The 15,055-nt window shown below is 47.2% G+C and carries 13 protein-coding genes; 9 read left to right on the forward strand and 4 right to left on the reverse strand.

Annotated features, from left to right (window positions below; genetic code table 11):
- The first annotated feature begins 58 nt into the window (after nt 1-58).
- On the forward strand, nt 59-901 hold the full coding sequence (gene focA / locus GMA8713_RS08805) for a formate transporter FocA (RefSeq protein WP_062708323.1): 843 nt from the start codon (nt 59-61) through the stop codon (nt 899-901).
- A 113-nt stretch (nt 902-1,014) separates the two neighbouring features.
- Here focA and GMA8713_RS27675 read toward each other — a convergent pair whose 3' ends face one another.
- The 3 genes from GMA8713_RS27675 to gbca form a co-directional block, all read right to left on the reverse strand.
- The gene (locus GMA8713_RS27675; RefSeq protein WP_198159479.1) at nt 1,015-1,155 is read right to left on the reverse strand and encodes a hypothetical protein; all 141 of its coding nucleotides are present in this window, start codon (nt 1,153-1,155) and stop codon (nt 1,015-1,017) included.
- A 214-nt stretch (nt 1,156-1,369) separates the two neighbouring features.
- On the reverse strand, nt 1,370-2,485 hold the full coding sequence (gene gbcB / locus GMA8713_RS08810; protein WP_062708326.1) for a glycine betaine monooxygenase reductase subunit: 1,116 nt from the start codon (nt 2,483-2,485) through the stop codon (nt 1,370-1,372).
- A gap of 144 nt (nt 2,486-2,629) precedes the next feature.
- Complete coding sequence (gene gbca / locus GMA8713_RS08815) at nt 2,630-3,883, reverse strand: glycine betaine monooxygenase oxygenase subunit (RefSeq protein ID WP_062708116.1); 1,254 nt, start codon at nt 3,881-3,883, stop codon at nt 2,630-2,632.
- A 613-nt stretch (nt 3,884-4,496) separates the two neighbouring features.
- Here gbca and GMA8713_RS08820 point away from each other — a divergent pair.
- The 3 genes from GMA8713_RS08820 (at nt 4,497) to GMA8713_RS08830 (ending at nt 8,440) form a co-directional block, all read left to right on the forward strand.
- Nucleotides 4,497-5,546 (forward strand): hypothetical protein, encoded by a 1,050-nt coding sequence (locus tag GMA8713_RS08820; RefSeq protein WP_062708120.1) that lies wholly within the window; start codon nt 4,497-4,499, stop codon nt 5,544-5,546.
- Nucleotides 5,547-5,620: 74 nt separating this feature from the next.
- The gene (locus GMA8713_RS08825) at nt 5,621-6,685 is read left to right on the forward strand and encodes a hypothetical protein (protein ID WP_232314398.1); all 1,065 of its coding nucleotides are present in this window, start codon (nt 5,621-5,623) and stop codon (nt 6,683-6,685) included.
- A gap of 273 nt (nt 6,686-6,958) precedes the next feature.
- On the forward strand, nt 6,959-8,440 hold the full coding sequence (locus tag GMA8713_RS08830) for an EAL domain-containing protein (RefSeq protein ID WP_062708123.1): 1,482 nt from the start codon (nt 6,959-6,961) through the stop codon (nt 8,438-8,440).
- 134 nt (nt 8,441-8,574) lie between these two features.
- Here the strand turns inward: GMA8713_RS08830 and GMA8713_RS08835 are convergent, their stop codons facing one another.
- Complete coding sequence (locus GMA8713_RS08835; RefSeq protein ID WP_062708127.1) at nt 8,575-9,786, reverse strand: pyridoxal-phosphate-dependent aminotransferase family protein; 1,212 nt, start codon at nt 9,784-9,786, stop codon at nt 8,575-8,577.
- Between the two features lie 302 nt (nt 9,787-10,088).
- On the opposite strand from GMA8713_RS08835, the gene GMA8713_RS08840 reads away from it, so the two are divergent.
- The 5 genes from GMA8713_RS08840 to GMA8713_RS08860 all read left to right on the forward strand — a co-directional run bounded on the left by GMA8713_RS08840 (nt 10,089) and on the right by GMA8713_RS08860 (nt 14,988).
- Nucleotides 10,089-10,418, forward strand: coding sequence for a hypothetical protein (locus GMA8713_RS08840; protein ID WP_062708130.1), 330 nt, complete (start codon nt 10,089-10,091; stop codon nt 10,416-10,418).
- A gap of 142 nt (nt 10,419-10,560) precedes the next feature.
- Nucleotides 10,561-11,409 carry an HTH-type transcriptional regulator HdfR gene (gene hdfR / locus GMA8713_RS08845; protein ID WP_062708133.1) on the forward strand — a complete coding sequence of 283 codons (849 nt, stop codon included), beginning with the start codon at nt 10,561-10,563 and terminating at the stop codon, nt 11,407-11,409.
- Between the two features lie 156 nt (nt 11,410-11,565).
- Nucleotides 11,566-12,054, forward strand: a complete 489-nt coding sequence (locus tag GMA8713_RS08850; protein WP_198159480.1) for a hypothetical protein — start codon at nt 11,566-11,568, stop codon at nt 12,052-12,054.
- 29 nt (nt 12,055-12,083) lie between these two features.
- On the forward strand, nt 12,084-13,562 hold the full coding sequence (locus GMA8713_RS08855; RefSeq protein WP_062708139.1) for a GGDEF domain-containing protein: 1,479 nt from the start codon (nt 12,084-12,086) through the stop codon (nt 13,560-13,562).
- Nucleotides 13,531-14,988, forward strand: a complete 1,458-nt coding sequence (locus tag GMA8713_RS08860) for a nucleoside hydrolase (RefSeq protein WP_062708142.1) — start codon at nt 13,531-13,533, stop codon at nt 14,986-14,988. Before GMA8713_RS08855 ends, GMA8713_RS08860 begins: the two co-directional genes overlap by 32 nt.
- Nucleotides 14,989-15,055: the final 67 nt, after the last annotated feature.

The raw sequence follows: 15,055 nt of genomic DNA on the forward strand, positions 1-15,055 counted from the left end.
AAATCAAGAAATGGAGAGATTATCCGCGCCCTCCTGTTCACACTATGTGCTATTAACCATGAACTTTACTCAGTTTGACTCTCTGCCACCGCCGCAGATCGCGGAGCGTGCTGCGGAAATTGGTGTAGCGAAAGCAACCAAAGACCCATTCAAATCATTCCTTCTGGCGATATCAGCCGGTATTCATATCGGTATTGCATTTATTTTCTATACAACTGTGACGACAGGTGCTGGCGACATGCCTTGGGGTATGACCCGTTTCGTCGGTGGTCTGGCCTTCAGTCTGGGTTTAATCCTAGTGATCATTACCGGTGGCGAGCTATTCACGAGTTCGGTACTCACTTTGGTGGCGCGAGCCAGTGGTAAGATTACCTGGGGCGCATTGTTTAAGAATTGGCTGGTTGTTTATGGCGGTAACTTGATTGGTGCGATTCTGCTGGTGATCTGCATGTTGATTGCCCAGCAGTACATGTTTGGCAATGGTCAGGTGGGTATCAACGCCATGAATATTGCCCAGCATAAACTACACCATGGTTTCCTGCAGGCTGTGGCGCTTGGCATTATGTGTAATGTGCTGGTGTGTATTGCGGTATGGATGACCTATTCGGGTCGTACACTGACTGACAAGATTCTGGTCATGATTCTTCCAGTGGCGATGTTTGTTTCATCAGGCTTTGAGCACTGCATTGCTAACATGTTCCAGGTGCCAATGGCGATTGGTATCAAATACTTTGCCCCGGAGTCTTTTTGGGCGACAACAGGTATGAACGTGGCAGATTTTGCTGATCTGACGTTCACCAATTTCTTTTTCAACAATCTGGTACCAGTGACTTTGGGTAATATCATCGGTGGTGGTCTGTTTGTTGGTATGTGGTATTGGATGATTTACCTACGCGACTAAGCCAAGGCAGGAAAGACAAAAAGGCCAGTGAGTGATCACTGGCCTTTCTTTCATGCTAAGGCATCAAAGCGCTTTGAACAGTAAGCGTCAGTACAAGGCGCGATTAAATACGATTAGTTAGTGCTGCTGTCATCCTTTACCTGACATTCCGGTGCTTCAGAGCCATCCGTGCAATCAGTGGTGGTTTCGCTGGCGAGTGCCAAGCCTGAAAAAAGTACGGCAAAGGTTAACATCAGTGTTTTGAACATCGTCATTTCGATTCTCCTGTTTCCATTGGAGTTAATAATTGCTATCTGTGTATTTGCTGCAGCACGTACACTTTGGTTCATAACCTACTGAGTTTTGTTAGCGTTTGGTAATGGTTGTGTTAGGCAGACTTTGTGTCTGAAAACTTATACGCTTGGTGATAAAAATAAAGAAGCCCCGTAAAGTAGCTTCTTTGGTTTCAGTCAGTTGGACAGAAACAGGTTAGGTTTCTATCGACACGTCATCCAATGGTTTACTACAGCAACTGAGGATATAACCTTCCTCAATCTCTTCCTCACTGATCCCGCCATTGTGTTCCATGTTAACGTTACCGGTCAGCAGCTTCACTTTGCATGAACCGCAAATCCCCATACCACAGGCCTTGGGAACGTGAATACCCAATTTGGTGCTTGCGGCATGCACGGTTTCATTCTCAGTGACTGTGACTGACATGCCTTCATCGATAAATTCCACGCAAAACCCTGCTTGCGGCAGTTCGTCGGCGATCTGCGCCAGCTCTGCGGATTCTTCTGCATCTTCAATCGCTTCCGGAGGGGTCTCGCCGAAGCTTTCTTCATGGTAGCGCGACATGTCGTAACCCATGTCGGTCAGCATGGCGCGAACGGCTCTCATATAGGGTTCTGGCCCACAACAGTAAACCTCCCGCTGGAGAACATCTGGTGCCATTAGCTCCAAAAGTTGCTGGTTCAGGAACCCGCGGTACCCATGCCAGCTTTCGCCTGTGTCATAGCGTTCACAGATGATGCTGAGTTCGAAGTTGTCGATACGGGACGCCATCAACTCAAGCTCTTTTTTGAAGATGATATCTTTCGGGGTTTGGGCACTGTGAACAAACTTCATGTCGACGGCGCTATTGGTGTCATACCACCATCTTGCCATCGACATCACTGGTGTAATGCCAACACCGCCAGATAGGAATAGTGCTTTATCCGTGGTGAAGTCCATGCAGTTGAAGTTGCCAACTGGACCATGTACGGCGATTTCGTCCTCTACACGAAGATTGTCGTGCAGCCAGTTGGAGACCAAACCGTTTTTCACCCGCTTGACCGTGATGGAGAAACTGTAGGGTACAGAAGGAGAAGAAGACATGGTGTAGCTGCGCATCACCTGCTCACCACCAATCTCCAGCTCTAGCGTCACGAACTGGCCCGGCTTGAAGAAAAACATGATGGGCGTCTGGCTCATAAAGCAAAAGGTTTTTACATCATGTGTTTCCTGAATCACCTTTACGCAGCGCACCACATGACGCCCATTTGCCCAGGTCTGTGTGTTGACCGGGTTGAGGCTGTCTTCGGGTAAGGCTTCCAGTTCGTTCATATTGATTTCCCCAAGATTTTTCATGGTTTCTTGAAGCGATTGTGTGGTGGATTCAGTGATTTAAATTACACAGGCACGACACAGACTTACCTGAATCCACTGCGCTCTTTTGTTGGTTTTATTCGTTCGCTTAAGTCAAAGACCTCAGCCCAGATTGTCCTTCAGCCTTTCACAATACCAATTGACGAAGTTGATCACGCCAAATTCATAGGTCTTGGAATAAGGACCTGGACGATAGCCTATCGAATTCACACCAAGTTGGTTGTTTTCCGACAGGGTTCTGTCCTGATCATTGGTGGCGTCCCAAACACGTCGCAAGTTTTCCGGGTCGTAATCAACACCTTCAACAGCATCCTTGTGCACCAACCAGCGGGTGATGACTTTAGTTTCCTGCGGGCTGATAGGAAGGATTTGGAAAGCAATGTGGTGGTCACCCATTCCGTGGTTCCAGGAGTTTGGAAGGTGAAGGATACGCAGGGCACCAAGGTCTGGAGAGGTAATACGTCCCAGCAATTTCTTACTGGCAGCTTGACCATCCATTGTCATTGAATGTGTCCCTTCCTTCAGCGGTGTCCTGACTATACGGTTTCGATTGTTGTAACGCATTTGGTATTGGTAAGGGATATCCATACCAGACCAGAAGGTTTGTTGCTTTTCAACCAGTGCGATAAATTCCGGTGTGGCGCGGGGGTCGTTGTTGTCGTCCCATTCCAGAAGGGAATTCAGTAGTTCGGGATGGGAGCTGTCGCAGTGATAGCATTCGCGGTTGTTTTCAACCACCAGTTTCCAGTTGGCTTTTTCGATGATTTCACTCTGTACTGCCACTTTGGCGTTGTAGAGATCATGTGGTTCCAGGTAGTACTCCATGTCCTGAACGAAGTCTTCGATAGGTGGTGGGTTGTCAGCCAGACAAACGAAAATGTATCCGCCAGCGACCTGACAATGCACAGATGACAACCCATGGGTCGAGCGATCGAAGCTCTCATCCATGTCTTGCCCGTGAAATACAAGAGAGCCGTCAAGGTCATAGGCCCATTGATGGTAAGGACAGACAAGTTTTGGAGACTTCCCTTTTGCCGTCAGGCAGATCTTGGAACCACGGTGACGGCATGTGTTGTGGAAAGCCCTGATTTGGTCCTGATTGTCGCGAAGAATGATGACGGAGCTCAGGCCAATGTCGGCAGTGATGAAACTACCACGTTTAGGTAGGTCACAGCTCACGCCAGCAAATATCCACTCTTTATGGAAAATCTCTTCCATATCGATCTGGAAAAGTGCCTCACTGTTATAGAACGGCTGTTCCAGCGTATGGTCCGGGATGCGTCTTTCGAGCATGGTTTTAACTGCATTGCGGTCTATGAGTGCATTATCTATGCGTTGTGTAGGCACTTTAGTCATCTTCTTTCCCTAGTGAAGTACCGGTCGTTTAAGTTCATCAGAACGTTCATCCAAACGCGGGGCCGTCTGCGTCCCCAAACGGCTCTTGGGCTGCTTGGGTCTAACTGCATAATGGCTTTGTTTCTCGGTAGAAAATTATTTAATTACGACTTCGGGATTGCTTGTATACGACCAAGAAGATAGAGCCCTCGGCATCATGGACTTTGCTGCGGTAGTTTGGAACGAGAATTGGTTTAGTCGCTGATGAGTACACCTACAAAGGAACGCCGTGGTGACAACGCCAGTCAAACTCACTGAATCAGGCATCTTCAGGTTATTTGGGTATAATGCATTTCTTTATGATTGAAATATTAATAGAGAAGTTGTATGCAATTGATTTTTTATATTTTCATGGTTTGGTAAAGTCATTTTTATTACAATGAAACTTAGGGGTGGGTGTTATGAAACCCGATTTTATTGTCGCATTTATACAAGTTATGTCGCTTCGTATTACACGAAAATTAAATTTCCATATCGTTTATTAAATAACGAGAGGAAGATCTATGTTAAGAAATTGTTATATTTTCAGATCTGCCCTACGCTGAGCGAGACCAATAAAAAAGGGTGGTTAAAAATGAAAAAAACGATAGCAATGCTCTCACTTTCAACAGCAGCTCTTTCTTTTTCAGCAACTGCCGCCATTGGCCAGCATCCTGTGGTGCTGGTTCATGGCTTGCAAGCCTCTCAACTGGCTGAAAGGCCTGGTCCATCCGAGGTTTCTGCCGACGGTGAACAATACTGGAAACAGTTTTGGAATACCCACGCAGATGTCCGCATTGACTGGCCAGCCCACGAGCGGGTAGCAGGTAAGATCGCTAGTGATTATGCGTGGCCGAAATTAAAACAACTTGCGCAAAGTAATACTTGTTCTAACGGATGTATATTTGTTACGCATTCCACGGGTGACTTGGTGACACGCTATATTTTAGATAACCAAGAAAACTGGCTTTTAAACGAAGGCTTACCTCCATTAAATATTATATCTACGTTTGATTTTGCTGGCGCAGGAGGAGGATCCGAGCTTGCTGATTTAGCGGTAAATATTATCGAAGGTGGTGGTGTTTTAAACACAACACTACGACTTGCAATAGCGCTTTGGCTCGGCGAAATACCAAATAGTAGTAATACTGGCGTATTAAATGATCTCAAAGTATCTAATGCTCGACAAATTGCCCCTTTCCCTGACGGTAGGGTTCCTCGCATCCGTTTTACTGGGGATTCAAGCGAGTATCTGGGCATCACCTCGTCTTTCTTGCCTGGTCATGACGATGGAGTTGTGGCTTCTCACTCCACTTGTGGTTCAAGCACTGTTGGCAGGTTCAGCAGTTGTTCACGTTCTGTCGCATACGACGGCAAACTGAGCTATCAATCGGGCGGCGTCTCGAGCTTTATGCCACAGCATTACCCTATGTTGATGGGCAAGGGTTATACCCATGATGGGGTGATTGGCAATATTCACCAAGGAAAAGTGACTGCAGCGAACAATCGCGTGTCTTTAGGGGACGGCTCGCAGGTTTCTGTCAACACATCTGATTCTTGGTCTTGGTGGAGCTGGACATACTACCGTTATGTAAACGGTTCTGATAGCCAAACCATGTCAGAGCTGGTGTCGAACCTGCGATAGCAGACAACGGAGGGGTATGGCTCCTCCGTTACTGGTTTCTGCGCCAAAGCGCGCTCAAATACAAGGATGACTCAATGATGAAAGCGGGGACGGTGCTGATAACTATGGTACTTGCTGGATTGGGTGTTTGGTTACTTGAAGATACCGAAGCAGAAGTACCCTTGCAGGAGTCTGCAGTCATGGCCTCAGACAATCAAAGGAAAGCCGCTTCTGAGCCTCAGCCTTTGCCACTCGCTAAGCAGAGCGCAACTGAACCGAAGACAAATGAAACCTTACCTGTGGTGGAGATCCCCGAAGCCATGACGGCGCAATTTTCTATGGTGGCGCAAACGTTTGAACAAGAGCTGCATTACCCACCTTATTCCCAGCCTATCTTATCAGCCGACAGCCCGTATCTTACACCGAACCGTTTTGCTGAAGTGGAAATGCCTGTGCTGGATGGGAAGGAATCGGCAGTCTTGTTTCTTGATAAATACCGCTTCTTCTATCCAGAACCAGTGCCTTTTAAAGTGAAAAGCTCGCTTCCCATCTTGGGCATGCGCTATTCATTGTTTGATATCGCTAGCCGTGAAGAAGTAGCCAGAGGCAATAGTGACTGGGCGAGCGGTGAAATGCAGCCGGATGAATCATCGTCTACCCAACTAAGGTTGAAAGTCACGGTACGTTTTGAAGGGGGTAGTGATGTGTTAACTGCAGACATCAACTATGCCAATCCCGTGGCTTTTGTGATGGGAGCCCAACCCGCTTATACCCAACAAGCTGACTGGATGATACCTGTCACTATCGATGCCAAAAAAGCGGGTCTTTATCGTCTGCGTGCCAATTTGTATCGTGAAGATGGCACACCGATTGCCGTTCTGACTGAAAAACAGAAGCTATCTGAAGGACAAGGTGAGATTGTGTTGAAGGCGCATCAATCGGTTCTATCTGGAAAAAATGGTGTGTATTCGCTAAAGGACTTACAGCTCGAACGAATGTCTGGACGTCCCGGAGAGGAAACACAGTATGGTGTCAGTAAAGTTGGACAAATTGAACTTGGCGAGTTGGACGTGGATGCGTTGAGTGATCTGCCATATCAACCCTCGGAGCAAGAACGTCAGCAACTTCAATTTTTAAAACACCTGGCCGGTGAGGCCTGATCATAAAGGCTTTATTGGTTTCTCCCTTTTTATAAACTCCTGCTTCACATCAAAATATGAGTACTAACCCTAGAATATCTATAACACTTCACTTTTCGATGTGATATACATCGCAACCAATTTTTAATGTCCACCTTTTTTGACTTGATAGCTGTTGGTGAGTTGCTATAAATAAATCGAAATACGCTTTTAAAGCGCATGATGCGCGGCAAAGTGGGCAGGCCTCCCCGCATTTATGGGGTCTATCATCTTCAATCTACAAGGTTTTCGAGCATGAAACGCAATGGGCGAGATTTGGTTTACTACCTAACACTGGTATGTGTGCCGATGTTTTTTGCTGTGTTGCTGGGGCTTTATCTCTCCAAATTATCCATTGATAAGCACGTTGATAGCTTTGGGTCGATTTATCTGAAAACCCTTGAGCGGAAAATTGACTCTCTGACCAACCAGGCGAGGGTGCTCATGAGCGATACCTCTAACTGTGATTCCATCAGGCGTCGGCTGAAGGTCTGGCCGAGTGTTCATGGATATCTGACTGTGAAAAATGGCCAGATTATGTGTCAATCAGATAGCGTGTTTGATTGGGTTGATCCTTTGTTGGTGACGGCAGGTCTAACGCCAGGTATCCATAGCTACCCGAAAGCAGGCTCTGCCAATAAAGAGCGCGTATTGGTAATCGTGTCGCAGGACAACTTGAATCCAGCATCGCTTGGTATGGCAATCGTGTCGTTGGATGAATTTATCAGCTATATGGACATCTCTGATTCATTGCAATATGAGAAATTGGCGGTCTGGATTGGCGCTAATTGTCTGTTTGACAGAAGTCAGTACGATTTTGACAACATGCACTATTTCAAGTCAGAGCGTTTTCACATTAAGTTGGGCATAGAGCCGACAGAAAACTATATCTGCTACTCCATGTTGATGTTCACCTTGTCGAGTATTCCTCTTGGACTGCTGATTTCGCTGTTTATCCATTTGGTAATCATTCGCTTGAAACCGCGTTGCTCACTAGTAGAAGAGATCAAATCTGCTGTGAAACGTGGCGAGTTTTATCTTGTTTATCAGCCAGTCTATGATGCGATGGGAGAGCTCTATGGTTTTGAAGCTTTGGCGCGCTGGCAGCATCCAAAAATGGGTGTAGTAGGGCCTGACATTTTTATCCCCGCCATTGAGAAGAACCAGTTAGGCATTGCGTTTACCTACTATGTTTTTGCTCGTGCCGCTCAGGATATGGCGTTACTAGAGCCTGGCAAAAACTATCACTTGGGCATTAATGTTCCACCAGAGTTTATAATGTGCTCAAACTTTGAAAGCACGTTGTCGACCCTGATGAAGACATTTGACGGCTTGCCTGTTGCTATCACCCTTGAGGTCACTGAACGCCAGTTACTGGACGAAGCTGCCATTGAACAGATAGATATGGCGCGCCGACTTGGTGTGAAAATTGCGATTGATGATTTTGGCGTCGGGCATACTTCGCTATCTATGCTTCAGCGACTTAATATCGACTACCTGAAAATCGATAAGTGTTTTGTGGATACCGTTGGCATCGATTCGGTGAATGCGCCGGTGCTTGAATCTATTATCGAATTGGCGCATCGTCTTAATATCACTATCGTTGCGGAAGGCGTTGAGAGCGCCAAACAGGTTGATTTCCTTAATCAGCGTGGATGCCAATATCAGCAAGGTTACTTTTATGCTAAGCCACTGACAATGGATGAGCTTCTTGAAACTACAGCGCCACGCATTTGATATAGGGTTTTGATATCTCAGTTAAATTAGCAGCAAGTACTCACTAAATCATGAAGTTGTGATCACCTTTAGAGATGACGTGATACATATCGACGATGAGCCATTTAGCCTTGCCTGTATAGAGCTTTAACGTGCTAACTGTTAGCAAACTGCGGTTGATACTCCTGCAAGGTTTTCTCCAACATCGCTACACCCAGCGGCAAGTTCGCTTCACCACCTAACTTTTGAATCGTTGATCCCAGAGCATGGATTGTGCGGAAGATATTATGCACGCGGCATTGCTCGCCCATTTGCCCGATACGAACAATATTCAGGCCGAAAGAGCCTGAAATCTCCACTTTGAAATCGCGGGAGATGGCGGCCAGAATCTCTTTTTGGTTCAATCCTTCCGGCACATTGATGCCAACGACGGAATTCAGGCGCGATGTTTTATCTGCATAAAGGGAGAGGCCCAGGCCTTCAATACCTGCCTGCAGGGCTAGAGAGCATTTCAGGTGGCGGTCAAAGCGCTTTTCCAAGGTTTCTTCACAGATCAGTCGCAGCGCTTCGTGGATGGCCATGATGCCGGAAACCGGTGCTGTGTAATGGTACGAGCTTTGGTACCAGAATTTATCGGCCAGTTTGGCATCCAGACACCAGTGACGAAGCGTGTCTTCCCGGGTGGTTATTTTAGCCCAAGCTTGCTCAGAAAAGGCGACCAAAGAGACGCCGGGAATGCAGCTGAGGCCTTTTTGTCCGCCAGTGATCACTGCATCTACCCCCCACGCGTCCATATTGAGTGGCATGGTACTGAGTGTACAGACTGCATCAATAATCACTAAGCATCCCGCTGCTTTGGCGGCGCGACATATTTGAGGCAGCGCACTGTTATAAACCGTATTGGAGGTTTCACCCTGCACGATAGTGAGCACTTTCGGCTGCACTTCAACAATTGCTTTAGCGATTTCTTCCGGGTTCGCTGCTTGTCCCTCGGTGATGGTGTAACGGATAACTTCTCCACCAACACGTTCAGACATTTCCGCCAATCGACCGCTAAAAAATCCGTTGCTGACGGACAGCACTTTATCATTTGGCACGACAAGGTTTGCTACTGCCATTTCCATGGCTGCAGAACCAGGGCCTGCCACGCCGAGGATATGTGAAGACTCGGTTTGGAAAACATAGCGGGACATAGATTTAACCTGCTCGATGATGCGAGACATGGTTTCGCCAAGGTGGTTAATCACAATACCGTTGGCGGCGACGACTTTGGCGGGAATTGGGACCGGGCCAGCACCCATCATCAAAAGCGGTTCTTCGGGGAGGATGGTATCCAGTGATTCGACGATGGGGGCAGATATGTGCACGTATAGCTCCTGTATTGGTTCTGTGCTTGGGCGACTTCCTGTCGGAAATTCTGCATCATTTTCGGGAAGGAGGGCATGGTCGCACAGTGAAACAGGGATTTCCACGTGTATTGGGGGATAACTCGTCGCAATTTGGTGCACTTACTGTTGTCGCTATATTCAGTAACTTATGGCAAGCATTTCGACATCCTTGGTCTCCTTATTGAGACATGTAACTGGTTGCTTAAGGTTTACACTGTTTACGCAATTTACGAAGAAGCGGCAGTTTGCAAAGGGCAAGGTGGAGAGGGCTTGGAGGCTCGATGTTTGAGACTTGGTTTGACATTGCAGTGGGTTCACTGTGGGGATTTTGGCTCGTGATGTACCTCGACAGGTTTTACCGTCGACAAGTCATGGCGATTAACCTGTGCGTGTTTGTTTTTTGGGGAAGGAGTTTTAAGGCAAACAGGTACCTGTCAACCTTCATCAATATAGTGCTGGTGGTGGTATTCCTGCTGTCAGCGTCTGCATTGATCGGTAGTTTGGTAGAAAGCTGGGGCCTTTTCATTGTGGCATGGTGCTTAGGGATGGCTGTGTATGCGCTCTGTTTCTCAATGCCAAAACCCGTTTCTCGTCGGCATGATACTCTCTAATTTCACGCAGTGCTCTTGCTCAATTTGTAGAACGCGTTCAATTGACCTGCAATCGCACTGATTTGTGCGTTTTAACCTTGACCCAATACGGTTTTTCCCTGATAACGCAAGTAGACGACATTATTTTGATTTATTGCTGATTATGGATACCGATCTACTACGCACGTTCCTGGAAGTGAACAAAACTCGCCATTTTGGTAAGGCGGCGACCAACCTATATTTGACGCAGTCTGCTGTCAGTTTCCGCATTCGCCAGTTGGAAATCAAACTGGGCACGCCAGTGTTTACGCGTAAACGTCGCGATTTGCGTTTAACGTCAGCAGGTGAACGTTTTGTTCCCTACGCGGAGAGCATTTTGCAGACGTGGGGAAGGGCACGTCAGGATGTTGCGCTGACCGGTAGCTATCAGCAGCAGCTCACGGTGGGTGCGACGTCGCTGATCTGGGAAATGGACAGTTGTAGCGACTGGTTGGAGCAAGTGGAAGCCAGGCAACCAGACTGGGCACTTCGCACGGACTCTCTCAACCGCCAGCAAATTTCTACGGCACTGCTTGAGAAGCAAGTAGACGTTGTTTTGACCACCGAACCTCCAAAACTGGCTGACTTGCAGCAGCATCGCATTACATCGTTCGAGTTGTTGCTGGTTTCCAGCGAGCCGGATCAAGACATGGATACGATAGGCGAATTGCAGGTGGTGTATCTCGACTGGGGCACCCGCTTTGGACTGGAACACAGCCGCATCATGACGTTGCAGCGAACGCCAATTCTGCACAGTCATGCCTGTCAACCTGCCCTGAAATTCCTTTTGAATCGTGGTGGCGTTGGTTACTTGCCTTCTACGGTTGCTGAGCCTTGGATCGAAGCAGGCGCGCTGCACGTTGTAAAAGACAGCCCGGCCATGGCTAATGAACTTTATCTGGTTTGGCTTTCTATCAGCGACAAACATGAAGATATTGAACTGCTTGTTGCCAGTCTTGAAAAGGAAAGTTAACGCGCTTTTCTCGCGTTAATGTTAGCGGGCTCGATTATTGACGATCCGCGTTTTAAATACTTTTTTTTAACCGTTAAAATACTTAAGTTGGATAGTTTCTGACTCTAGTGTTTTGTTTAGGAGAAACAAGTGGTTTTAAAAAAAGTATGTCAGGCTATCGTGTTCGCGCTGACTTTTTCAATTAATTCAGTTTCTTATGCGGATTCTGTTGCAAGTTATCCCGAGGGTTGGGAAACCTGGCCCGTAGTAAAGGAATCAATGAATCTCCCAGCAGATACAGTCCTGCCACCGGATACCTCTCTTTTTATTCAGGAAGCCGTCCGCTCCTATTCATGGATTAATGATGGTCAGGGCTCCCCTCTTACCATTCGCGTCAATCCAGCAAAACTTGAGCAATACAAAACACACGGTCCATACACTGATGGCCCTACTGTGGTAGCAGTGTCTGAAGTTCAGGGAATTATCTGGGTGACAGAGCACTTCAGTGGCTTGCCTCTATATGGAAGCTACAACCGTAAAGGCGAGGATATCTCAAATATGCATCCTTCACTCGAGCCTGAATTTTGCGCGCGTTGTCATGATACCTATAAGGATATCTGTATCAATGGAACGTGCACTGAACCTGTGCTCTCTTCTTACGAGTAAAGCCCCTGTTTACCAGTGAGGAGCATTGAATGCTGAACAGGTTTACGATTAACCAGCTGCTCTTTGTTTCTCATTTGATGTTGGTCGTTATTTTGATCGCGGGTATGAGCTACTCACGGTATCAGAGTGAATGGACGACACGGGTTAACCACGAAGCTGCGCTCATTGAGCGCGCCATCCTGCCAATGATGAGGGAAGTATCGTCAGCCGTCGCTGGGCGCAACTATGCGGCACTTACTATGCCTTCGCAAAAAGAATCTCTCACTAATATCGAAGCATTGTTGTTCCTCGATATTCAAGGCACTTCTGATTACAAAGACAATAAGGTCTGTGTTCGCTATTTCCGTGAGAGAGGCGAGATCTGGCGAACTGACGTCAGTAGTGAAGAACTGTCTATCGCACGACAACGCCGTAAAGACCTCGCGATAAATTTGCAGCGACACAACCTGAATGACGTTACTAAGAGGAAACTGACTTTTCTTTTGAAAAAAGCCGACGATGATTTGGCTGCATTAGAACTAGGTGTGGCGCGAACCAGCGAGTTTTCAGCGCCTTGGCCTTTGAAGCCGCAATCTGGTAAGTACGAATTACTACCTGAATACGGTATTGTGACACTGCAATTACCGCTGTTTAATAAAAATGGCGGCAATATTTACGCTGTATTTGATGCCTCAAACCTCTTCTCCCTCAAACATGAAATTTATCTCACCATCGCTATCGAAGCCGTGATTGCTTTGATGGTTTCTCTTCTCCTTATTGTAGGGGTTACCCATTGGTTGGTTGCGCCGCTTAGAACACTGGCGGAACAGATGGACAAAGATATTGAACAACTGAATATCGCGGCGTTAGACGAGATAAACCGTAGCGATGAAATTGGCACCCTTGCTCGTGGTCTTCACCGTCTGACTCGTAAAACACAGTCACAGCTTAAGCTGCTGAAGCATTTGTCTGATACCGATGCCCTGACCGGATTAAGCGGAAGGCACAACTACGAAAACCGTGCGGAAGCCTTGTTTAATACCACTCGTAACCAGGGAGCGAGTTTTGGGGTCATTGTGTGTGATATCGACTTCTTCAAACTCTACAACGACACTTTTGGTCACGGTAAAGGAGATGAGGTGATAAAGAAGATCGCAGATGTCTTGCTCAGTGCTACCCGCAACAACGATCTTTGTTTTCGAATTGGTGGTGAGGAATTTGTCGTGCTGCTTAAGGTGTATGAAGCAGAAAGCCTGATACGCATTGCGGAGCGAATGAGGTCTGAGGTGGAGGAGATGGGTATTCATCATGTCTCTGAACATGGCGCTGTCACGTTGTCGGTTGGTGCTGTGATGGTTTCTCCGCGCGCGACGTCCTTGAGCTATCAAGATGTGTTCGATTTTGCTGACAAGCAGCTATATGTTGCTAAACGGGCAGGACGCAACCGAGTCATTTTTAAGGAAATAGATAAACAACAAACCCCAGGGAAGGAACATTGTGATAAACAAGCAATCAAGACTTTGGATTGACACAGATATTACTATTGGTGCTCATCATAAGTTTTTACAATACAAAGATGTAGATGACGGCTACGCGTTAGGCAGTCTAATGCATAGCTCTGAAATCGAAATCCTTGGGATTAGCTCAACCCGCGGAAACACTGATGACATCAACGAATCTACTCAAATAGCTAAGCAGTTTGTTCAGGACTTTGGGGCGAATAGCTACAAGGTTTATCAGGGGGCAGGGACAGATTTTAAGCAAGATGCTGACTCTATTCCTGACGCTGTGTCGGAGTTGGCTAAGCAACTCGAACAGGGGCCAATGACCATCCTAGCGATCGGTGCACTGACAAATATCGCGCTTTTGTTGAAAGCCCGCCCAGATCTTGCTGGGAAGATAGAAAAAGTTGTTGCTGTTGCAGGAAGAGAGTCGGTGGATGAAATATTCAAATCCGGCACATTCCAGCTAAAACCTTTTCGCGATTTGAATTTCGAGTTTGACACTGCCGCCTTTGAAGCGGTGTTAAAAAGCGGCGTACCTGTTGTGCTCGTGCCATTCGGCGTGTGTAAGAAAGTCTGGGTGGATTTTGAAGATCTGGCGAAGCTTCGCAAACAAGGGCCAATGGGAAGTTTCCTTGCAAGACATGCGATGGGGTGGTGGGCAGAGTGGGAAATTATTTTTGGTGCCCGTCAAGGCTTTAACCCATTCGATATGGTGGCCGCAGCCTATGTGTTAAGTCCGTCTTGGTTTACCCAAGAGACACGGTTTGCGCATATAGTGTCTGCCCCAAGTGATACAGAAAAAGGGGTGAACAAGCCTTATTTGGTTTGTAATGAAGAAGCGACGGGTTATCCGGTATCCTACTGCGTTGATGTCGAAAGCGGCGTTAAAGCAGACATGCTGGCGAGACTTTCGAAGCAGACCATCGCGCAACAGGTGCTCGGGCTGTCTCATATCAACGTGATTGTGGACGATGTCGAAGCAGCGGCTGACTATTACCAGCGGGTTTTAGGTTTTGAACGGGCGCAAGATGAACAAAGTAATGCCATGTATTACCCTGGCGTGACCATGCAGAGCTTTGCGCTTGATGCGGGTCTTGGAAAACAGCAGGTAGAGTTGGATGTACTTTTTATCAAGCACCCCAATGCAGGTATTTATATTGAATTGATGCATTACCGCAAGCCTCAGGGGAGTAGTGAATTACCTCCTCAGCCAAAGACGTATGATCTTGGTGGCCCGCGCCATATTGCGATGGAAGTCGCTAACTGCAACGAGGTCTTCCATTACTTGAAGGAGCAGGAAGGCGTTAGAATGATCAACCCATCTGAAGATTATCATCCGGTTGAGTTAGATGGTTTCCCCATAACATTCTTCTACTGGATTGACCGTTACGGAATACAGTGGGAAATGGAGGAGGGGCGACGCGTAGGAGTCTCTAGAGGTATCGTATAGTAATCCAGATTTGGTGGTGCCTTTAGCCCAAAGGTACCACTAGTTACAACACCTGCTTTATCTGAAT

The sequence above is a fragment of the Grimontia marina genome (assembly GCF_900060185.1).
GTDB classification, from domain to species: Bacteria; Pseudomonadota; Gammaproteobacteria; order Enterobacterales; family Vibrionaceae; genus Enterovibrio; species Enterovibrio marinus.